Source organism: Geodermatophilus sp. DSM 45219 (assembly GCF_900104025.1).
In the GTDB taxonomy this organism is placed as follows: Bacteria; Actinomycetota; Actinomycetes; order Mycobacteriales; family Geodermatophilaceae; genus Geodermatophilus.
This window is the reverse complement of the sequence record NZ_FNIQ01000003.1, coordinates 749743-769855: the sequence shown is the minus strand read 5'-3', so window position 1 is coordinate 769855 and position 20113 is coordinate 749743. Positions and strand designations below refer to the sequence as shown.

Sequence of the window (20113 nt, the reverse complement as noted above, 5' to 3'; positions counted from 1 at the left end):
CGTGCAGGGGCGGCGGGTCGTCATCACCGGGATCGGCGTGGTCGCTCCCGGGTCGATGGGCCGCGAGGGGTTCTGGGACATGATCACGGCGGGCCGGACGGCGACCCGCCGGATCACCTTCTTCGATCCGAGCCGGTTCCGGTCGCAGGTGGCCGCCGAGGTGGACTTCGACGCCCGGCGGCTGGGGCTGACGGCCCAGGAGGTGCACCGCAACGACCGCTTCGTCCAGTTCGCGATGGTGGCGGCGGACGAGGCGGTGGCCGACAGCGGGCTGCGGCTCGGGGTCGGCGGCGCCCCGGACGCGCCGGAGCCCGAGCGGGTCGGGGTCACCATCGGCAGCGCCGTCGGGGCCACGACCCGGTTGGAGGACGAGTACGTCGACGTCAGCGACGCCGGGAAGCACTGGCTGGTCGACCCCCGCTACGCCTCGCGGTTCCTGCACCAGGCCCTGGTGCCCAGCTGCGCGGCGACCGAGGTGGCGGTGCGCTTCCGGGCGCAGGGCCCGGGGACGGTCGTGTCGACCGGCTGCACGTCGGGCATCGACGCGGTGGGGTACGGCAGCCAGCTGATCGAGGACGGCGACGCCGACGTCGTGATCGCCGGCGCCAGCGACGCGCCCATCTCGCCGATCTCGATGGCCTGCTTCGACACCATCCGGGCGACCACCGCGAACAACGCCGACCCCGAGCACGCGTCCAAGCCCTTCGACGCCCGCCGCGACGGCTTCGTCATGGGCGAGGGCTCCGCGGTGATGGTGCTGGAGGAGCTGGAGCACGCCCAGCGGCGGGGCGCGGAGATCTACTGCGAGGTCACCGGATACGCCAACCGCTGCAACGCCTTCCACATGACGGGCCTGCGCCCGGACGGCGTGGAGATGGCCGAGGCGCTGGACCAGGCGCTGGCGCAGGGGCGGATCGACGGCAGCGAGGTCGGCTACGTCAACGCCCACGGCTCGGGCACCAAGCAGAACGACCGCCACGAGACCGCCGCGGTCAAGCTGAGCCTCGGCGAGGCCGCCTATCGCGTGCCCATGAGCTCGCTCAAGTCGATGGTCGGGCACTCGCTGGGTGCCATCGGCTCCATCGAGATCGCCGCCACGGCGCTCGCCGTGCAGCGCCAGGTGGTCCCGCCGACGGCCAACTACGAGGTGCCCGACCCCGAGTGCGACCTGGACTACGTCCCCAAGACCGCCCGCGACCACAAGGTCGACGTCGCCGTCTCGGTGGGCAGTGGGTTCGGCGGTTTCCAGTCGGCCATCGTGCTGGCCAAGCCCGATCGGAGGCCGTCGTGACCGAGCTGGCGAGGTCGCGCAGCGACACGGTGACCGACACGACCGTCGTCAGCGAGGAGGGCGTGGTCACCGAGGTGGCCGGCCCCGTCCGGGAAACCGCCCCCATGGGCCGGGCCATCACCGCTCCCCCGCGGGGGACCACCCGGCTGCTGGTCACCGGCATCGGCGTCGTCGCCCCCAGCGGCATCGGCGTCGAGGAGCACTGGCGGTCCCTGCTGCGCGGAGAGCTGGCGGTGCGCCCCATCGAGGGCTTCGACGCCGCCCGGTACGGGGTCACCGTCGCCGGGCAGGTGCGCGGCTTCGACGCCGAGCAGTACATCGCCCCACAGCTCAAGGTGCAGACCGACCGGTGGTCGTGGATGTCGCTGGCCGCGGCGACGCTGGCCGCCGAGGACGCCGGTTACATCCCGACGGAGGAGGCCTACGCCACCTCGGTGTTCCTCGCCGCCGGCTCGGGCGGCAACGAGTTCAGCCAGCACGAGATCCAGCGGCTGTGGGCCAAGGGGCCCAAGTCGGTCGGCGCCTACCAGTCGATCGCCTGGTTCTACGCGGCCAGCACCGGCCAGGTCTCCATCCGCGACGGCTACAAGGGGCCCTCCGGCGTCGTCGTCAGCGAGGGCGCCGGCGGGCTGGACAGCATCGGGTGGGCCCGGCGGGTCGTGCGCCGCGGCACCCCGGCGGTCCTCGTCGGCGGCACCGAGGCCGGCGTGACCCCGTACGCGCTGCTGTGCCAGGTCACCAGCGGGCGGCTGTCCACCGCCGCCCGCCCGGAGGACGCCTACAAGCCCTTCGACCGGCGGGCCAACGGGCACGCCATCGGCGAGGGCGGCGCCATCCTGCTCGTCGAGGAGGCCGATGCCGCGCGGGCCCGCAGCGCCCGGCACGTGTGGGGCGAGGTCGTCGGCTACGGCGCCACGCACGACGCCCACCACCACGAGGACCCGGCCCCCGACGCCACGCAGTACGCGCGGGCCATCCGGATCTCGCTCGCCGACGCCGGGGTGACGCCGGACGAGGTGGACCTGGTCATCGCCGACGGCGCGGGCGTCCCCGAGCTCGACGCGCTGGAGGCGCAGGCCATCACCACGGTGTTCGGCGAGCGCGGCGTGCCGGTGACGGCGCCGTCGAGCTGGACCGGGCGGCTCATGGCCGGCGGGTCGGCGCTCAACGTGGCGACCGCCCTGCTCGCCATGCGTGACGGACTGGTCCCGGCCACCGGAAACGTCGACGAGCCGGTGGAGGAGTACGGGCTGGACCTCGTGCGGGAGACCCGGGAGCGCGACCTCGACGTCGTCGTCGTCCTCGCGCGGGGCTTCGGGGGCTTCAACAGCAGCCTCGTGCTGCGCCGGCACCGGGAGGAGACCCAGTGACGGCACCGACGGCCGGGGTGCGCACCGTCCTGCGGATGCGCACCCGTGAGGGCTGCGAAGCGGAGTTCGAGGCGGCCTGGCACCGGGCGGCCGCGGAGATCGCCCGCGTCCCGGGCAACCTGCGCCAGGAGCTGGTCCGCGACGTCGAGGACCCCCGCACCTTCCTCATCACCAGCGACTGGACCGACCGCGCCGCGGTGGACGGGTTCGGCCGCAGCAGCGCCCGCGAGACGCTCACCGAGGCGCTGCGCGACCTGCGCGAGGACGCCGCGCGCAACACCTACGAGGTGCTGGCCGTCGTCCCCGGCGCGGGGCGCCCGGTGGAGGTCCGCGCATGACGGCGGCGGCGGACGGCGGCAGGACGACGGTGCGGACCCTCCTGCGGATGCGCGCGCGGGAGGGCTGCGAAGCGGAGTTCGCGGCGGCCTGGCACCGGGCCGCCGCGGAGATCAGCCGGGTGCCGGGCAACCTGCGCCAGGAGCTGATGCGCGACGAGGGCGACCCGCGCTGGTTCGGCATCGTGAGCGACTGGACCGACCGGGAGTCGGTGGACGCGTTCGGGCGCAGTGCGGCCCGCGAGACGCTCACCGAGGCGCTGCGCGACCTGCGCGAGGACGCCACCCGCTCGACCTTCACCGTGCTGGCGACGGTGGAGGCCGAGCGGCCCCGGCCGGTGCGCATCGACTTCTCCACCAGCGTCAAGCCGGGCGAGCAGGTCGCCTTCGAGCGCGCGTACACGACGGTCACCCAGCGGATCGGGGACTCCCGCGGGTACGTGCGCGAGGAGCTGCTGCGCGACGAGGCCGGCCTGCGGTACCACATCTTCGCGGAGTGGGAGTCCGAGGACGACTTCGTGCAGTGGGTGGAGGACCCCTCCCACATGGACGCCGGCGCACCGCTGGCCCGGTGGCACTCGGTGGAGTTCCGGCGCGAGGTGCTGGAGATCCGCCAGCGGCCCGACGCGGACTCGGACTTCCCGCCGCTGGACCCGCCCGGCGGGGACGTCGAGGTGGACCGGGTGCGCGTCGACACCGCCGTCGCCGTCGAGCCCTGGGAGGCCGAGGCCTTCGAGCTCGCCTACCTCGCCGCCGCGCAGCTGGCCCGCAGCGCCCCCGGCCACGCCCGCGAGGAGCTGCTGCGCGAGCCCGACGGGCGGCGCTACCACGTCGTCGCCGAGTGGGACTCCGAGCGGCACTTCACCGACTGGACGGCGGAGCCGGCGAACTGGACCGCCGGCCCGCTGGGCCGGTGGCTGGCCAGGGGCGAGGACCGCCGGGTCTTCGCGCTGCGCGTGCGGCCCGTGCCGCCGTCGGTCGCCGCCGCGACGCCCGGACCCGCGCAGCAGCCGACCGCAGTGGACGTGCCCGTGGCGCCGGAGCCGGACCTGGAGCTGGTGGCCGGGCCGCCGGTGCAGGTGCCCGAGGTGCCTTCCGCGCCCGAAAGGCACCTGGACCGGGTTCAGCCGAGCACCGTGCCCAGCGCCAGCGTGCAGGAGTTCGTGGAGAAGCCGGACGACGGGCACCCGCTGGTGGCGGCCCCGACGGCGGTCGAGGTCACCCCGCGGCCCGGGCGGGCGGTCGAGGTGCTCGTCGTCGGCGCCGGGCCGGCCGGCCTGACCCACGCCATCGAGCTGGCCCGCCGCGGCGTCGCCGTCCGCGTCGTGGACAAGCGCCCCCAGGCGTCCACGCAGGCGGACAAGGCGATCGGCATCCACTGCCGGACGATGGAGATCTGGGAGGACCAGGGCATCGTCACCGAGGCGATGGACGCCGGGATCTGGCTGTACGGCCAGACGGTGTTCGTCAACGGCGTGCAGACCCACCAGGTCGACTGGGCCGGCCTCGACGAGCTGCCCTACGCCCACCTGGGCCTGCCGCAGTACGACACCGAGCGCATCCTCGGCGCCAAGCTGGCCTCCCTCGGCGTGGTCGTCGAGCGCGGCGTCGAGCTGATCGCCTTCAGCCAGGACGACGAGGGCGTCACCGCGCAGCTGCGGCCCGCCTCGGGCGAGCTCGAGACCACCCGGGCGCAGTACCTGGTCGGCTGCGACGGGGCGCACAGCGCCGTCCGCGCCGGGCTCGGGCTGACCTTCGAGGGCGGGCTGTCGATGTTCCCCCAGCTGTTCATGCTCGGGGACGTCGACGTCGACTGGGACCTGCCGGCCGGGCACCTGGTGCGCTTCGTGCGCATCGAGAACGAGGACGACTTCACCGGGATGCTCGTCTGCGTCCCGCTCAAGGGCCGCAACCGCTACCGGATCGCGACCCTGGCCCCCCAGCGGTGGCAGGACGCGGTGGGCACCGGCGTCGTCCCGCCCGGGTTCTGGCAGGAGTACGAGCCGCCGACGCTGGCGGACGTGCAGGCCGCGATCGACGACCTGGGCCCGCCCGGGACGACGGCGAGCAACCTGCGCTGGTCGTCGGTCTTCCGGATCAAGCACGGCATCGTCGACCGCTACCGGGAGGGGCGGGTCTTCGTGGCCGGCGACGCCGCGCACCTGCACCCGCCGGCCGGCGGGCAGGGGATGAACACCGGCATCCAGGACGCGTGGAACCTCGGCTGGAAGCTCGCCCTCGCCGTCCGCGGGCAAGCCGCGCCGGGACTGCTCGACAGCTACGAGGCCGAGCGCCGTCCCGCCGGGAAGATGATCGTCGACCGGGCCGTGGCCATCGCGTTCACCGACGAGATGGACATGGCCGACGAGAAGGCGCAGTTCCTGCTCGAGATGCAGATGACCATGAACTACGCCAGCAGCCCGCTGGTCGGCGAGACGGCCCCCCGCGGCTTCCCCGCCGGGCCCGAGCCCGGGCACCGCGCGCCGGACGTGCACGGGCTGCGGCGCTTCGGCGTCGCGCACCCCCTGCGGCTGTTCGACCTCACCCGCGGCACCCGCTCCACGCTGCTGCTGTCGGCCGACGCCACCGCGTCGGAGGAGCAGGTGTCGGACCTGGAGAAGCTGGCCGTCGCCGTGCGGCAGCAGACCCGCGGCGAGGTGGGGGCCTACCTCGTCGCCGCCCCCGACGCCCGGGTGCCGCTGCTGGTCGACCTGCCCGTGGTCCGCGACGCCGGGGGCAGCTTCGCCACCACCTACGGCACCGCGGGGGCGGGGACGGCCGCCTACCTGGTCCGCCCCGACGGCCACGTCGGCTTCCGCAGCCGCCCGCTGGACGAGGACGCCCTCCTCGACCACCTGGCCGGGGTCTTCGCGCAGTGACCGACACCCAGACCGCCACTCCCGAGGGAGACACCATGACCCAGACCGCACAGCCGGCACCGGCCGCACCGCCGGACGACGTCGTCCCCGGTCAGGAGATCTACACCCCGGAGTTCCGGGCCGACCCCTACCCGGTCTACGCCCGGCTGCGCGCCGAGCGCCCGGTCGTGAAGGTGCGGACGCCGCGGTTCGACTCCTTCCTGGTCACCCGCTACGACGACGCCCGCCAGGCGCTGTCGGACCCGCGGCTGTCCAAGGACCTGCACCGCGCCGGGGACACCTACCTCGCGGTGTTCGGCGAGAAGGCCCGGCAGATCAACACCAACATGCTCAACTCCGACCCGCCCGAGCACAGCCGGCTGCGGCGCCTGGTGACCCAGGCGTTCACGCCGCGGCGGATCGAGGCGATGCGCCCCCGGGTGGAAGAGATCGTCGAGGGCCTGCTGGACCGGATGGCGCCGCGCGGCCGCACCGACTTCGTCGACGACTTCGCCCTGCGGCTGCCGCTCGCGGTGATCGGTGACCTGCTCGGCATCCCGGCGGCCGACCACGAGGAGATCCTCGCCGGCACGCAGGTCATCCGGACCGTCGGCACCGGTGGGCGCAGCCCCCAGGAGGACCGGGCGGCCATCGGGCAGGCCCAGGAGCGGCTGCACGCCTACTTCACCGGCCTGGTCGCGACCAAGCGGGAGGACCCCGGCGAGGACCTGGTCAGCGCGCTCATCACCGCCCGGGACGGCGAGGGCCGGCTGTCGGAGGCCGAGCTGGTCTCCACCTGCTTCCTGCTGCTGTTCGCCGGCTACCAGACGACCTCGGACTTCCTCGGCAACGCCGTGGTGGCGCTGCTGACCCACCCCGAGGAGATGCAGCGGCTGCTCGACGACCCGGACGCGGTCCCCGACGCGGTCGAGGAGCTGCTCCGCTTCGACGGCTCGGTGCCGGTGTCGAGCTTCCGGTTCGCCACCGAGGACCTCGAGATCGGCGGCGTGCCCATCCCGCAGGGCTCGATCGTCACGGTCGTGCTCAGCGCCGCCGACCACGACCCGGCGCTCACCCCGGACCCCGACCGGCTCGACCTCTCCCGTGGCCCCACGCAGCACCTGGCCTTCGGCCACGGCGTGCACTACTGCCTGGGCACGGCCCTGGCGCGGCTGGAGGCGACCACCGCGCTGCGGCGGGTGCTCGTCCGCCTGCCCGACCTGCGCCTCGACGTCCCCGTCGAGGACCTGCAGTGGCTCCCGGCCGCCTCGGCCTTCCGCGGGCTGCTCGAGCTGCCGCTGCGCTTCACCCCCACTCCCACCCCAGGAGGCCCCCGATGACGCAGACGACACCCGCGGCCAACCCCCAGGCCACTGCCTCGGCCGACCCTGCCGCCGACGCCTCGACGACCCCCACGGAACAGCCCTGGGCCAACGACACCGTCGAGTTCGCGAACACCGCCTCGGCGCCCGCGACCTGGTACTCGGGCACCTGGCGCCCGTTCCGCAACGTCATCGTCTGCCGGATGGTCCCCGGCAGCGAGGACAAGGTCGGGCCGGTGTTCGCCTACTACGACCGGACCACCCGGCCGCAGGACCTCGGCGTCGTCGGCCGGGCCCTGCTCTCGTACGAGGGCCTGTACCTGCACGTCATCGAGCGCAAGGAGGACCCGGAGGTCTCCGGCCAGCGCCGGGGCCTGCCGGCGTTCCAGGCGATCGCCGAGGCCATCGCCCCCTACGTGACGCCCTACCCGAGCTACTGGCAGAACCCGTCGCACTCGGTGGCGAAGCACTTCTACACGTGGGTGCCCGAGGGCGAGGTCTCCCCCGACCGGGAGATGACCGTCATCGTCCAGCGGATGCGGCCGGGCAGCGAGGAGGACGTCGCCCGGGTGTTCGCCGAGTCCGACGCGGGTGGGCTGCCGACCGAGACCGGCGTCACCGGCCGGTGGCTGTACTCGATGGAGGACGTGTTCGTGCACCTCCTGGAGCAGGACCGGGTCAAGGCCGCGGCCGTGCGCGAGAACCACGAGTCGATGAGGCCGGCCTTCGCCAAGGTCATGGCGGACCTCGCCCCCTACGTCAGCCCATACCGCCCGGAGACGTGGCAGAGCCCGCGCGACTCGGTCGCCCGGGTGTTCCACCGCTGGACGGCTCCGGACTGGCAGCCCGAGGCCTGACGGCGATGACCCTGCGCGGGATCTCGACGCTGATCTTCCTGGTGGACGACGTGGCCGCGGCCACCGACTGGTACACCGAACTGCTGGGCGTGCCGCCGGTGTTCACCCGGCCCGGGCGCGGCGGGCGCGTCGGCTACGCGAAGTTCGCCGTCGGCGACTCCGGTGCCGAGCTCGCCATCGCCGACCGCGCCAAGGCCCCGCCCGGGACCACGTCCGGGCCGGGCGGCGCGCTCGTGCACTGGCGGGTGGACGACGTCGGCGCGACCCTCGCGCGGCTGACGTCGATGGGCGCCCGCGAGCACCAGCCGGTCACGCCGCACGGGCCGTTCGTCACCGCGGTGGTGGTGGACCCCTTCGACAACCTGCTCGGCCTGCAGGGGGTCGCGGCCGTCCCGCACTTCGCCGACGACCGCGACTGCGCCCCGGCGACCACGGCGACCTGACCGCGCGGGCGGTGGCCGGTCCGGGCGGGTCCCGGGCCGGCCGCCGTCCTGCCCGTCCCGCGACGACGGCCCGGCGGTGGCCGAGGCCCGCTGCCTGCCGCCGGCCCTCGTCCGGCTCCGACGGCCGGCCGTGGACGGGCGTCGGGTACGGGTCCGGACGGGTGGCGCCGGAGCAGCGCGCCACCCGTCGGCCGCGGTGGTCGCGCAGGGTGAGCCGACGAGCGCGTGTCCTGGCGTGTCGGCGGCCTGTCACCAGGTCGCCGGCACCAGGTCGGTCCCGGCGATTGTCACGGGATGGTCACGGCCCTACGTTTCCTGCGTCCGGCCGGTCGGCACCTCCCCGACCGGGGAACCCGCGCCGGATGCCGCCGAGTCGCGCTCCCCGCGTGGGCGCGAGCCGGGGACCCACCTGCACCACCGGGGTGAGTCCCGCTCCCGGACACCTCGGGAGCGGGTAGGGCCCTCCCAGCCCGAACCCGTCAGCTCACCCGGTAGGCGGCCAAGGGAGAACGGAGTTCCATCGCGCCCGGGGCCTCGGAGCCCCGCGGCCGCAGGTCCGGGACCGTCGCGTGCCCGCCTGCCTTCCTGCCAGGACCAGCCCCCGCACGGCGCCCGCAGCCGGACCGAGCCCGTCGTCCGGCCGGTGCCGCACGCCCGGCTGCCGACCCTGCACGTCCAGGCCTCGTGCCGCAGCTCGCCCAGTACGGCCCGCCACCGGCGCCGCCGCCATCGGCGCGCGCCCTCCGCAGCTCGCACCCCAGGAGGACTGCCCTCATGCACGCACGCACCCGCCGCACCCTGCACCTGCTGACCGCCACGGGCGCCATGGCGCTCACGCTCACCTTCGCCGGGCAGTCCCTCGCCCAGGCCGACGAGCCGGGACCGGACGGCGACCGCTCGTCGTCCTGGGACGGCCAGCGGTGGGACGGCGACCGCTCGCAGCGGGACGGGGCCGACGAGGCCGCGACGCCGGCACCCGCACCCGCACCCGCACCCGCTCCCGCGCCGGCGCCGGCGCCTGCGCCCGCACCCACCGGCACCGGGACGCAGGCCTACAAGGACTACGCGGCCGGCCAGGTCGGGAACGCCACCCAGTTCGGCTGCCTCGACCAGCTCTGGGAGGCCGAGAGCGACTGGACGCCGACCGCCCAGAACCCGACGAGCACCGCGTACGGCATCGCCCAGTTCCTGAACGCGACCTGGGCGAGCACCGGCATCGCCAAGACGTCGGACCCGTTCAGGCAGATCGACGCGGGCCTGGTCTACATCGAGGAGCGCTACGGCAGCCCCTGCGCCGCCTGGGACTTCCACCAGGCCAACAACTGGTACTGACCCTCAGGCACTGCGGGCGTTCCTCGTGCTCTGCGGCTGCAGCAACGCCAGCACAGCGCGAGGAACGCCCGCAACGGCGGCCCCCCTGCAGGGTCCCGCCGCGAGCTCGCGAGTGGCGGGGGGCAGGGGGGTCCTTCTTCAGGCGGCGACGGTCGCCATCGCCTCGGCGGTGAGCTCGACCGAGCGCAGCCGGCCCTCCACCCCGGGGAACTGGTGGGCCACGATCAGCTCGTCGGCGTCGGCCTCGCGCGCGAAGCCGGTCAGGTGCTCCCGCACCTCGGCCGGGGTGCCGACCGCGGTGTGGGTCAGCATCGTGTCGACGTGCACGCCGGCGCCACCGTCGAGCAGCAGCTGCGCCTCGTCGTCCGTCAGCGCCTTCCCGCGGCCGAACAGGCCGGCGGCCAGCCGCCGCCGGGCCGCGGCGAACGCCTCCTCGGCGGCCGCGCGGCTGTCGGCCGCGACCGCGTTGACCCCGGCGATCACGTACGGCCGGTCGAGCTGCGCCGACGGCTGGAACTCGCGGCGGTAGGCCTCGACCGCCGGCTGCAGCATCGACGGCGCGAAGTGCGAGGCGAAGGCGTACGGCAGGCCCAGCGCGGCGGCGAGCGTCGCGCCGAACATCGACGAGCCCAGCACGTACAGCGGCACGTCCGACCCCTTGCCGGGGATCGCGTCGACCCCCGGTACCTGGGACTCACCGGTCAGGTAGCCCTGCAGCTCGAGCACGTCCTGCGGGAAGCGGTCGGCCGAGCGCGGGTCGCGGCGCAGCGCGTACATGGTGTTCTGGTCCGAGCCCGGCGCGCGGCCCAGGCCCAGGTCGATCCGGCCCGGGTACATCGCGTCGAGGGTGCCGAACTGCTCGGCGATCGTCAGCGGCGAGTGGTTGGGCAGCATGACGCCGCCGGCGCCGAGCCGGATGGACGACGTGTGCGCGCCGACGTGCGCGATGAGCACGCTGGTCGCCGAGGAGGCGATGGTCGGCATGTTGTGGTGCTCGGCGTACCAGACCCGCCGGTAGCCGGACCGCTCCGCACGCTGGGCCAGCGCGACGCTCGCCGCGATGCTGTCGGCCGGCGTCTGACCCCTCGAGATCGGCGCCAGGTCGAGGACGGACAACGGGATGCTCATGTGCTCTCGGACCTCTCAGCTGGTGTTGCTCAGCGCAACCACCGACGTCCCGCCGTCCTTCCCTCCCCCCAACGGGTGAGGACGCTCCAGCTCACGCCGCGGTCGGTCGATGCCCGCTGTGGAGGAGAGGAGGCGTTCATGCGCAGGAAGCGTTCGGCCGCCGACCAGCAGATCGCCGACCTGCTGGTCACCGCGAAGAAGTCGCTGGACCTCAGCGTGGCGTTCCTGAGCCGCCTGGACGGCACGACCCAGCACCTGGAAGTCGTGGAGACCTCGGTGCCGGTGCTGGTCCAGGAGGGTGCGAAGGTCCGCCAGGACACCTCGTTCTGCCAGGCGATCCTCGACGGGAAGCTGCCCGCCGTCATCCCGGACGTGAAGCGGTACCCGGCCGCGATGGCGCTGCCGAGCGCGCGCATCCCGCGCATCCGCAGCTACGTCTCCACGCCGGTGGTCCTCAGCGACGGCAGCCTCTACGGCACGTTCTGCGCCTTTGGCTTCACCTCCGACAAGCAGCTCGGCAAGCGCGACGAGGCGCTGGTGAAGGTGCTCGCGGGCGCCGCCGCGGTGATCATCGAGCCCGAGGTCCGCGAGCAGCAGCGGCGCAGCGAGATCGAGGGCCGCCTCGACCCGGTCGTCGCCGAGGGCGGTCCGGTCGTCCTGCTGCAGCCCGTCGTCGACCTCGCCACCGGCACCCGCGTCGGTGCCGAGGCGCTGTCCCGCTTCCCGGCCGGCTGGGGGCGCACGCCCGACGTCGTCTTCGCCGAGGCGCACAGCGTCGGGATGGGCCACGCCCTGGAGCTGCAGGCCCTGGAGCGCGCCGCCGAGCACCTCGACCGCGTCGGCGGCTACGTCGCCATGAACGTCTCCCCCGCCACCCTGCTCACCCCGGCGTGCGGCGAGCTGCTGCGCCGGCTGCCGCTGCACCGAGTCGTGCTGGAGCTCACCGAGCACGACGCGGTCGAGGACTACGACCGCCTCTCCGCCGCCCTGGCCCCCGTCCGGGCCGCCGGGCTGCGGCTGGCCATCGACGACGTCGGCGCCGGCTTCTCCTCGCTGCGGCACATCGTGGTGACCGCCCCCGACGTCATCAAGCTCGACCGCAGCATCGTGACCGGCCTCGCCGCCGACCGGGTGCTGGCCACGCTGGTCGGCTCGCTGGTCTCCTTCGCCCACGGCTGCGGCGCCCACGTGGTCGCCGAGGGCGTGGAGACGGCGGAGGACGCGACGGCGCTGCGCGCGCTGGGCGTCGACCACGGCCAGGGCTGGTACTTCGGCCGGCCCGGGCCGCCCGAGGCGCTCGGCCTCCCGGCGCCCCGGACCCGGGCCGCCGTCCCCGGGGTGCTGCTCAACCGCTGACCCCGTCCGCGTACTCGGCGCCCATCGCGCCGGTCCGCACCTCGCCGGCCCGCCGGTAGGTGCACAGCAGCACGCCGGCCGGCGTCGTCGAGGACGCCGTCAGCCGCCACGACCCCGGCACCGCGCCGGCCCCGAACAGCCGCTTGCCCTCCCCCAGGACGACGGGGGCCACCACCAGGCGCAGCTCGTCGACCAGGTCGGCGCGCAGCAGCGTCTGCACCAGGCCGGGCGAGCCGTGCACCTGCAGCTCGCCACCGTCCTGCTCCCGCAGCTCCCGCACCGCCGCCACCACGTCGCCCTCGACCAGCCGCGCACCCGACCAGTCCAGCGAGGTCAGCGTGCGCGAGGCGACGTGCTTGGTGCGGGTGTTGAGCGCCTCGGCGACCGGATCGCCCTCGGTCGGCGTCTGCGGCCAGGCCGCGGCGAAGATCTCGTAGGTCCCGCGGCCGAGCAGGAAGTCCTCGACGCCGGCGAACCAGGCGTCCATCTGCGCGCCGAGGGTGTCCTCGAAGAACGGGACGAGCCAGCCGCCGTGGGCGAAGCCGCCGGTGGTGTCCTCGTCGGGGCCGCCGGGGGCCTGCACGACCCCGTCCAGCGTCGTGAACTCGGTGACGACGAGCGGTCGCACGGGGGTCCTCCTCGGGTCGGTGGGGTCTCCCGGGTAGGACGGCGGGCGGCCTGCGGGCTCATCGGTGCCGCTCGCGGGATCACGGAGAGTGACGACTCGGCGGCCGACCCCCCGTCCAGGAGTCACCCGGCCGGGCGCCAGGGGGTGTGTCGGCGCACCCGGCGGACCGGACGCTCCTGCTGCCCGACGGGGGACGGGCAGGCCGGCCCCCGCGTGCACGACCTCGGGGGGTCACCGTGAAGCGCATCACCGGTCTCGTCACCACAGGGGCACTCGCCCTCGGCACCAGCGCCCTGCTCGGCGCGGCCGCGCCCGGGGTCGCCTCGGCGTCCGGCTGCGGCGTCACCACGCTCGACACGGCCGGACTCGAGCGGTCCTTCAGCGGCCGGCTCACCGGGGTGGGCGACGGGGCCGTCGCGCAGATGCTCCCCGAGGGGCTGCGCCTGACCACGCCGTCGGCCGACGACGACCCGGACCTGGGGGCCTACGCCTCGTACTTCGTCAGCGGCCTGGAGATCCCGCTGGCCGACGCCACGTCCCAGTCGAACGCGGCGCTCGACGTCTCGCTGGCCGCGGGCCAGTCCCTCGACAACCACCCGACGTACGAGATGTACCTCGACCTCGACGCCACCGACGGCGTCCAGCTCGACGACGCCATCCTCGTGTACTGGGCGCCGGGGGCCGACGAGCCGACCGACGTCTGGGAGAGCGGACTGGGCGACCTGACGGAGCTCGACAGCGAGAGCCTCAGGGAGGCCACCCTCGCCGAGGTCAGCGCCGCCTACCCCCACGCCGTGATCACCGACATCGGCTTCCAGCTGCTCTACCAGCAGGGCGCGGACGTCACCGTCCACGGCATGACGTTCGGCTGCAACGAGTTCCGGTTCTCCTCCGGCCCGCAGACCCAGCCCGACGGCCAGGCACCGACCGCCGCCGTCACCGCCACCAACGACGGCGCGACCTACACCTTCTCCGCTGCGGGGTCGACCGACGCCGACGGCGAGATCACCGGCTACGCCTGGGACTTCGGTGACGGCTCCGAGCCGGCCGGCGGCGTCGAGGTGCAGCACGAGTTCACCGCCCCGGGCACCTACACGGTCAGGCTGACCGTCGTCGACGACAGCGGCACCGAGGCCACCGCGACGCACGAGGTCGTCGTCCTGGCGCCGCCGACCGTGTGGGGCACCGCGCTGCCGAACACCGGCGCCGACGTGCTGGGCCTCGCCGCCGCCGGCGGGCTGGTCCTGCTCGGTGGTGGCGCCGGCCTGGTCGCCACCCGTCGTCGTCGCCAGGTCTGAGGACAGCCGTCCCGCCCGCCGGGCGGCTGGCGGGACGGACGACCGATCGGGAGGGGGAGGCGTGGTGCGCAGACTGGTCCGCACGCTGTCGGCACTGGCCGTCGTGGCGGGAGCGCTGGTGCTGCTGGTCGTGGCCCACCAGGTGTGGGGCACCGACGTCGGTGCCGGCCGGGCGCAGGACCGGGTGGCCGACGAGCTCCGCGAGGAGTGGTCGGCCCCCGGGGCGCCCACCGAGCCCGACCCGGGCGGGGCGTTCGCGTTCCTGCACGTACCGCGGCTCGGCGCGGACTGGACCCGCGCGGTCGTCGAGGGCGTCGACCCCGGCCAGCTGGAGGCGGGGCCCGGCCACTACCCCGGGACGGCGGCCCCGGGCGCGCTGGGCAACTTCGCCGTCGCCGGCCACCGGGTCGGGCAGGGCAGCCCGTTCCTCGACCTGGACACGGTGCAGCGCGGGGACCCGGTGGTGGTCGAGACCGCCGACACCTGGCACGTCTACCGGGTGACGGCGACGCTCGTGGTCGCGCCGACCGACACCTGGGTGGTCGCCCCGACGCCCGGCGGACCGGCCGACGGCCCGGCCACCGGTGCCTTCCTCACCCTGACCACCTGCCACCCGGAGTTCTCCGACCGCGAGCGGCTCGTGGTGCACGGGGAGCTGGAGACGTCGCTGGCCAAGGCCGACGCCCCCGACGGCCCGGCCGCGCTGCGGAGCCCGTGACCGCACTACGGTGCGGGCATGGGAGCAGTCGGCGTCCAGGTGAGCCGTCCGCTGGCGCTGGCGTTGGCGCCGGTGCTGGTCCGCCAGGGCCGGCAGGTGCGGGAGCGGACGCCGGTCCTGCCCGAGGCCGCCGGGGACCGGAGCGGCGTCGAGCCGGCCGGCCCGGCGGGCCGGGACGTGCCACCCCTGGGTCTGGTGGTCGTGGGTGAGTCCACGGCCGCGGGAGTCGGCGTGTCCGACCAGCGCCAGGGGGTGGCGCGCCAGTTGGCCGCCGAGGTCGCTCGTCGCCGCGGTCTCCCCGTGGCGTGGACGGTCTGCGCGCGCACCGGCGCCACCGCCGGCCACACCGCCCGTGAGCTGGTCCCGAGCGCGCCGGTCGGTCAGGACCTCGCCGTCGTCGTCCTCGGGGTCAACGACGCCCTGCGCTTCCGCAGTCGCCGCGCCTGGCGCGGGCGGGTCGTCCGGGTCCTCGACGCGCTCGGGCCGCACCTGGCCCCGGGCGGGCGGGTCGTGCTGGCCGGCGTGCCGGACCTGGGGTCCTTCCCCGCACTGCCGCAGCCGCTGCGCGCCGTGCTGGGCTGGCACGCCCGGAGCCTGGACCGGCAGTTGCGGCGCCTGGCGGCACAGCGTCCCGGCGTGCTGCACGTCCCCGGGCCGCCGCTGACCGGTGAGGGTCTGTTCGCCGCGGACGGGTTCCACCCCAGCGCGTACACCTATGCCAGGTGGGCCGCTCACCTCGCCGACGCCGTGGCCTGAGGGCCCTCGAGTCGGCGACCGTGCCCAGCGTCGAGCAGCGGGTGCGCGTGGTGACCTGGAACCTGTGGTGGCGCTTCGGGGACTGGCGGGAGCGCCAGGAGGTGATCACGGCCCACCTCGTCACCGAACGGCCCGACGTCGTCGGCCTGCAGGAGGTGTGGACCGCTGCCGGCAGCAACCAGGCCCAGCTGCTCGCCGACCGGCTGGGCATGTACTGGGCGCTGGCACGGTCCCCGGCTCCCGGCCGGTGGCAGCAGCGCCTGGGGAGTCCCACCATCGGCATCGCCAACGCCGTCCTGAGCCGCTGGCCGATCACCGACCACGAGAGCGTGGCACTGCCGGCTCCTGCGGGACGCCCGCAGGAGCACACGCTCCTGCACGCCACGATCGACGCACCCGGCGGACCGATCCCCTTCTCCACCACCCAGCTGGAGTCCGCCCCGGCGGAGTCGGCCATCCGGTGCAGCCAGGTGGGCGCCGTCGTGCGTTCCGTGGCCGCCCGCGTCCCGCACGCCGCGCACGGCCATCCGCCCGTGGTCACCGGTGACCTCAACGCCGAGCCGGACTCCGACGAGGTCCGCCTGCTGTGCGGGCACGAGACCAGGCCGGTGGTGCCGGGCTCGGTCCTCGTCGACGCCTGGCGCTACACCGACCCGGCCGATCCCGGGTGGACCTTGGACGCGCGCAACCCCCACGTGGCCGCCAGCCACGAGCCCAGCGCCCGCATCGACTACGTCCTCGTCGGCCCACCCGGCCCTGCCGGCCGCGGGCACGTGCGCGACGCGCGCGTCATCGGCGACCAGCCGGTGGACGGCACCTGGCCCTCGGACCATGCCGGGGTCCTCGTCGACCTCGCACCGTGAGAGTCCCCGCCGGCCGCGGCTCCGGGCGGCCGGTCACAACTGGGCGGTGAGCTCCACCGCGATGCCGTCGGGGTCGAAGAGCGCGAGGAACGCCATGCCCATGGCCGGCACCTCCCGGATCGGGCCGTGCTCCACCCCGTGCCGGTCGAAGACGCCCACCGCGGTGTCGAGGTCCCGCCTGCTCCCGACGGAGAAGCTCACGTGGTCCAGGCCCACCCGGAAGGGGTCGAAGCGGTCGCCGGCGTGTGCCGCGTCCACCGGGCGCAGTCCCACCATCACTCCGGCGTTCACCAGCACCACGCCGCCCTGCAGGGTGTCGGCGACCAGCCCGCCCGGGTCGTCCGGGGGCGGACTGTCCAGCGCCACGTCGAAGCCCAGGACCCCGGTGTAGAAGGCGCGGGACCGCTCCACGTCGGTGACGGTGAGCCGGATGTGGTGCGGCGTGCCGATCGCGAAGGGGGCGCTCATGCGCGGACGCTAGCCCCGCCGAACTCCGCACACCATCCGACGACAGCGCTCCCGTACTCGGTCGTGGCCGCCCAGGGTGTGCCGCTGCACCGGGGGCCTGCCGTGCTCCCCGCTACGCCGCGAGCACGGGCTCGCGGTCGCCGCCGGCCGCGAGTGCGGCGTAGCGGCCGCCGCGGGCGACCAGCTCGTCGTGCGTGCCGCTCTCCACGACGCGTCCGGAGTCGAGGACGGCGATCCGGTCGGCGTGCCGCACGGTCGAGAGCCGGTGCGCGATGGTGATCGTCGTCCGCCCCCGGCTGGCCTCGTCGAGCGCGGCCTGCACCGCGCGCTCGGTGCCGGTGTCCAGCGCGCTGGTGGCCTCGTCGAGCACCAGCACCCGCGGGTCGCGCAGCAGCGTGCGGGCGATGGCCAGGCGCTGCTTCTCCCCGCCGGAGAACCGGTGACCGCGGGCGCCGACGACGGTGTCGTAGCCGTCGGGCAGGGCGGCGATCACGCCGTGGACCTGGGCGCGGCGAGCGGCGTCCTCGATCTCGGCGTCGGTGGCCTCGGGCCGGGCGTGCCGCAGGTTCTCCCGCACCGTCGTGTGCAGCAGGTAGGTCTCCTGCGCCACGACGCCGACCACCCGCGACAGGGTGGCCAGGGACAGGTCGCGCAGGTCGATCCCGTCGACGGTCACCCGGCCGGCGGTCGGGTCGGCCAGGCGGGCGACCAGCGAGGCCAGCGTGCTCTTGCCCGACCCGGTCTGCCCCACCAGCGCCAGTGTCGTCCCGGCGGGGACGGCGAGGTCGACGCCGTCCAGCGCCGGCCGGTGCCCGTCGGGGTAGGTGAAGGAGACACCCTCCAGCCGCACCTCGCCGCGGACGGCGGCCGGGTCCAGCGGCACCGGGTCGGCCGGGTCGTCGACCTCCACCGGCAGGTCGAGGTACTCGAACACCCGGCTGAACAGCGCCATCGAGGCGGTCACCTGCACACCGACGTCCAGCAGGCCCATGAGCGGGCGGAACAGCGCGCCCTGCAGCGTGGTGAAGGCGACCAGGGTGCCGATCGTCATGCCGCCGGCGGTCGCCGGCAGCCCCGCGGCCAGGTAGATCAGCGCCGGGATGCCGGCGAAGACGATGCTCATCGTGGCCATCCGCCACCGTCCGGCCAGCTGGGCGCGCACCTCGAGGCCGACCAGGTCCTCCGACGTCGCGGTGAAGCGGCGCGACTGCGCGGGCCCGGCACCGAGGGTCTTGCCGAGCAGCACGCCGCTGACCGACAGCCCCTCCTCGACCTGGGCGTGCAGGTCGGCCAGGTGCCGCTGGCGCTGCGCGGTGACCGTGCGGCGCATCCGGGCGACCTTGCGGGTCAGCGCGACGGCCGGCGGCAGGACGACCAGCGAGAGCAGGGACAGCCGCCAGGACAGCGCCACCATCGCGGCGATCGTGCCGATGACGGTGGTCGCGTTGGCCGCCAGCGACGTCGCCGTCGAGGTGACCACCGACTGCATGCCGGAGATGTCGTGGGTCAGCCGCGACTGCACCTCACCGCCCCGCGTGCGGGTGAAGAAGCCGAGCGACTGCCGCTGCAGGTGGCTGAACACCGCCGTCCGCAGGCGGTGCATGACCCGCTGGCCGACGGTCGTCGACAGCCAGGTCTGCACCACGCCGAGGACGGCGGTGGTCGCGGCGACGGCGAGCATGCCGAGGACCGCCCAGACCAGCAGCCGCACGTCCTGCCGCGGCAGCGCCTCGTCGATGACCAGCCGGACGAGGAACGGCGTCGCCAGCGCCACCACGGACGAGGCGACGATGAGCACCACGACCACGGCGACCTGCCAGCGGAAGGGTGCGAACAGCGCGGTCACCCGGCGCAGCGGCACCGGGTTGCGCTCGAGCTGGGCGCGGTCGGCCGGGTCGGCGGTGCGCCCGGAGCGCCCGCCGCCGCCTGGTCCCCTGGCGTCGTCGATGGCGACCACCTCCTGTTTGCTGAGGCTACCTCACCATGAGGCAACCGCACGCTCCTCGCTAGGATTCCCCGCATGCCGGACGACGACGCCGAGGCGCTGGGCGAGCTGCTCGTGCGGGCCGCCCGCGGGCAGCGCCGGCGGTGGCGGGACACGCTGGCGCCCTGGGAGCTCTCCCCGCACCACGCCCGCGCGCTCCGGGTGGTCACCGACCGTGCCGGCACCCGCCTCTCCGACCTCGCCGAGGCACTGCACATCGCCCCGCGCTCGGCCACCGAGGTCGCCGACGCGCTGCAGGCCCGCGGGCTGGTCGAGCGGACGCCGGACCCGACCGACCGGCGAGCCGTCGTCCTCACACCGACCGACGAGGGGCACCGGGTGCAGCGCGAGATCGCCGCCGCGCGGGCGGCCGACACGCGCGACCTGTTCTCCCGGCTCGACGCAGACGACCGCGCCGCCCTCGCCCGGATCCTGCGCGTCCTCGCCGCCGACTGAGCGGAAGGGCTCCCTCGGCGCGAGACCCCGACCCCGACCCCGACCCCGGCCTCGCGAGTTGATCATGGGCTTCCTGCCGGGCGTGGTGGCGTGTCCGCGCGTGTCGCGTGCACCCATCCCATGATCAACTGCGCGGGGGCGTCCTGACCCCGCTCCGGCGTCACCCGACCGCGCGTCGCACCTCCCACCGCGGACGGCCGGGCTGCCACGATCGGGACGTGATCGAGCCGGTGCACCCCGACGAGCTGCGCGTGTCGGACCCCGAGCGGGCCGCCGTCCAGGACCGGCTGCGCCGCGCCGTCGCCGCGGGGCAGCTGGACCTGTACGAGTTCGACACCCGGGTGCAGTCGGCCTGGGCGGCCCGCACGCGCGGCGAGCTGGCGCGGGTGACCCGCGACCTGCCCGAGCCACCGCCGGACCCACCGCCACCGCCACCGCTGGGCCGCCGGTTCTCCGACGACGACGCCGGCACCGCGATGCGGGTGCTGACGATCGTCTGGGCGAGCATCGCCGCGGTGAACCTCGTGGTGTGGGGGCTGGTCTCGGTCAGCAGCGACGGGGAGGTCTACCCGTGGTGGATCTGGCTGAGCGTCCCCGGGGCCGCGCTGCTGGTGCTGTACGTGGTCGGCGTCGGCCGGCCGAAGCGCTGA

19 protein-coding genes and 1 riboswitch are annotated in these 20113 nt (G+C 75.0%); of the genes, 15 read left to right on the top strand and 4 right to left on the bottom strand.

What is annotated here, in order from left to right:
- The first annotated feature begins 1 nt into the window (after position 1).
- The 8 genes from BLR12_RS12690 (at position 2) to BLR12_RS24030 (ending at position 9808) form a co-directional block, all read left to right on the top strand.
- Positions 2 to 1291 (top strand): beta-ketoacyl-[acyl-carrier-protein] synthase family protein, encoded by a 1290-nt coding sequence (locus BLR12_RS12690; RefSeq protein ID WP_304440647.1) that lies wholly within the window; start codon positions 2 to 4, stop codon positions 1289 to 1291.
- Positions 1288 to 2661 carry a beta-ketoacyl synthase N-terminal-like domain-containing protein gene (locus tag BLR12_RS12685; RefSeq protein ID WP_255363460.1) on the top strand — a complete coding sequence of 458 codons (1374 nt, stop codon included), beginning with the start codon at positions 1288 to 1290 and terminating at the stop codon, positions 2659 to 2661. The genes BLR12_RS12690 and BLR12_RS12685 overlap by 4 nt, the downstream gene beginning before the upstream one ends.
- On the top strand, positions 2658 to 2999 hold the full coding sequence (locus BLR12_RS12680; RefSeq protein ID WP_255363459.1) for an antibiotic biosynthesis monooxygenase family protein: 342 nt from the start codon (positions 2658 to 2660) through the stop codon (positions 2997 to 2999). Before BLR12_RS12685 ends, BLR12_RS12680 begins: the two co-directional genes overlap by 4 nt.
- Positions 2996 to 5875, top strand: a complete 2880-nt coding sequence (locus tag BLR12_RS12675) for an FAD-dependent monooxygenase (RefSeq protein WP_091378246.1) — start codon at positions 2996 to 2998, stop codon at positions 5873 to 5875. The genes BLR12_RS12680 and BLR12_RS12675 overlap by 4 nt, the downstream gene beginning before the upstream one ends.
- 35 nt (positions 5876 to 5910) lie before the next feature.
- Entirely contained in the window at positions 5911 to 7194 is a 1284-nt protein-coding gene (locus BLR12_RS12670) for a cytochrome P450 family protein (protein ID WP_091378599.1), read from the top strand.
- Positions 7191 to 8033: a TcmI family type II polyketide cyclase gene (locus BLR12_RS12665; protein WP_091378243.1), complete on the top strand. Its 843-nt coding sequence runs from the start codon at positions 7191 to 7193 to the stop codon at positions 8031 to 8033. The genes BLR12_RS12670 and BLR12_RS12665 overlap by 4 nt, the downstream gene beginning before the upstream one ends.
- 5 nt (positions 8034 to 8038) lie before the next feature.
- Entirely contained in the window at positions 8039 to 8476 is a 438-nt protein-coding gene (locus tag BLR12_RS12660) for a VOC family protein (RefSeq protein ID WP_091378240.1), read from the top strand.
- A gap of 356 nt (positions 8477 to 8832) precedes the next feature.
- Positions 8833 to 8989, top strand: a riboswitch (cyclic di-AMP (ydaO/yuaA leader).
- 261 nt (positions 8990 to 9250) lie between these two features.
- Entirely contained in the window at positions 9251 to 9808 is a 558-nt protein-coding gene (locus tag BLR12_RS24030) for an aggregation-promoting factor C-terminal-like domain-containing protein (RefSeq protein WP_143018762.1), read from the top strand.
- A gap of 138 nt (positions 9809 to 9946) precedes the next feature.
- Here the strand turns inward: BLR12_RS24030 and BLR12_RS12655 are convergent, their stop codons facing one another.
- On the bottom strand, positions 9947 to 10936 hold the full coding sequence (locus BLR12_RS12655; RefSeq protein WP_091378238.1) for an LLM class flavin-dependent oxidoreductase: 990 nt from the start codon (positions 10934 to 10936) through the stop codon (positions 9947 to 9949).
- Between the two features lie 138 nt (positions 10937 to 11074).
- On the opposite strand from BLR12_RS12655, the gene BLR12_RS12650 reads away from it, so the two are divergent.
- On the top strand, positions 11075 to 12292 hold the full coding sequence (locus BLR12_RS12650; protein WP_091378236.1) for a sensor domain-containing phosphodiesterase: 1218 nt from the start codon (positions 11075 to 11077) through the stop codon (positions 12290 to 12292).
- On the opposite strand, the gene BLR12_RS12645 is transcribed toward BLR12_RS12650, so the two are convergent.
- A complete protein-coding gene (locus tag BLR12_RS12645; RefSeq protein WP_091378233.1) occupies positions 12282 to 12920 on the bottom strand; it encodes a dihydrofolate reductase family protein in 639 nt (212 codons plus the stop codon). The genes BLR12_RS12650 and BLR12_RS12645 overlap by 11 nt on opposite strands.
- Before the next feature lie 236 nt (positions 12921 to 13156).
- Between BLR12_RS12645 and BLR12_RS12640 the strand changes: the two genes are divergently transcribed.
- The 4 genes from BLR12_RS12640 (at position 13157) to BLR12_RS12625 (ending at position 16555) form a co-directional block, all read left to right on the top strand.
- A complete protein-coding gene (locus BLR12_RS12640) occupies positions 13157 to 14218 on the top strand; it encodes a PKD domain-containing protein (RefSeq protein WP_091378230.1) in 1062 nt (353 codons plus the stop codon).
- 64 nt (positions 14219 to 14282) lie between these two features.
- On the top strand, positions 14283 to 14936 hold the full coding sequence (locus BLR12_RS12635; protein WP_255363458.1) for a class E sortase: 654 nt from the start codon (positions 14283 to 14285) through the stop codon (positions 14934 to 14936).
- 18 nt (positions 14937 to 14954) lie between these two features.
- Positions 14955 to 15692 (top strand): SGNH/GDSL hydrolase family protein, encoded by a 738-nt coding sequence (locus BLR12_RS12630; protein WP_091378225.1) that lies wholly within the window; start codon positions 14955 to 14957, stop codon positions 15690 to 15692.
- 20 nt (positions 15693 to 15712) lie between these two features.
- Positions 15713 to 16555 carry an endonuclease/exonuclease/phosphatase family protein gene (locus BLR12_RS12625; protein WP_255363457.1) on the top strand — a complete coding sequence of 281 codons (843 nt, stop codon included), beginning with the start codon at positions 15713 to 15715 and terminating at the stop codon, positions 16553 to 16555.
- Positions 16556 to 16588: 33 nt separating this feature from the next.
- On the opposite strand, the gene BLR12_RS12620 is transcribed toward BLR12_RS12625, so the two are convergent.
- Positions 16589 to 17023, bottom strand: a complete 435-nt coding sequence (locus BLR12_RS12620; protein ID WP_091378223.1) for a VOC family protein — start codon at positions 17021 to 17023, stop codon at positions 16589 to 16591.
- A 112-nt stretch (positions 17024 to 17135) separates the two neighbouring features.
- Entirely contained in the window at positions 17136 to 18980 is a 1845-nt protein-coding gene (locus BLR12_RS12615; protein WP_091378220.1) for an ABC transporter ATP-binding protein, read from the bottom strand.
- A 63-nt stretch (positions 18981 to 19043) separates the two neighbouring features.
- Here BLR12_RS12615 and BLR12_RS12610 point away from each other — a divergent pair, with 63 nt between their 5' ends.
- Both BLR12_RS12610 and BLR12_RS12605 read left to right on the top strand, forming a co-directional pair.
- Positions 19044 to 19463, top strand: a complete 420-nt coding sequence (locus BLR12_RS12610) for a MarR family winged helix-turn-helix transcriptional regulator (protein ID WP_091378217.1) — start codon at positions 19044 to 19046, stop codon at positions 19461 to 19463.
- A gap of 218 nt (positions 19464 to 19681) precedes the next feature.
- Positions 19682 to 20113 (top strand): DUF1707 SHOCT-like domain-containing protein, encoded by a 432-nt coding sequence (locus BLR12_RS12605; protein ID WP_176832480.1) that lies wholly within the window; start codon positions 19682 to 19684, stop codon positions 20111 to 20113.

Coding starts and splice junctions, on each gene's coding strand:
- BLR12_RS12675 (WP_091378246.1), top strand. CDS start 2,996: ATGACGGCGGCGGCGGACGGCGGCAGGACGACGGTGCGGACCCTCCTG.
- BLR12_RS12670 (WP_091378599.1), top strand. CDS start 5,911: ATGACCCAGACCGCACAGCCGGCACCGGCCGCACCGCCGGACGACGTC.
- BLR12_RS12665 (WP_091378243.1), top strand. CDS start 7,191: ATGACGCAGACGACACCCGCGGCCAACCCCCAGGCCACTGCCTCGGCC.
- BLR12_RS12660 (WP_091378240.1), top strand. CDS start 8,039: ATGACCCTGCGCGGGATCTCGACGCTGATCTTCCTGGTGGACGACGTG.
- BLR12_RS24030 (WP_143018762.1), top strand. CDS start 9,251: ATGCACGCACGCACCCGCCGCACCCTGCACCTGCTGACCGCCACGGGC.
- BLR12_RS12655 (WP_091378238.1), bottom strand. CDS start 10,936: ATGAGCATCCCGTTGTCCGTCCTCGACCTGGCGCCGATCTCGAGGGGT.
- BLR12_RS12650 (WP_091378236.1), top strand. CDS start 11,075: ATGCGCAGGAAGCGTTCGGCCGCCGACCAGCAGATCGCCGACCTGCTG.
- BLR12_RS12630 (WP_091378225.1), top strand. CDS start 14,955: ATGGGAGCAGTCGGCGTCCAGGTGAGCCGTCCGCTGGCGCTGGCGTTG.
- BLR12_RS12620 (WP_091378223.1), bottom strand. CDS start 17,023: ATGAGCGCCCCCTTCGCGATCGGCACGCCGCACCACATCCGGCTCACC.
- BLR12_RS12610 (WP_091378217.1), top strand. CDS start 19,044: ATGCCGGACGACGACGCCGAGGCGCTGGGCGAGCTGCTCGTGCGGGCC.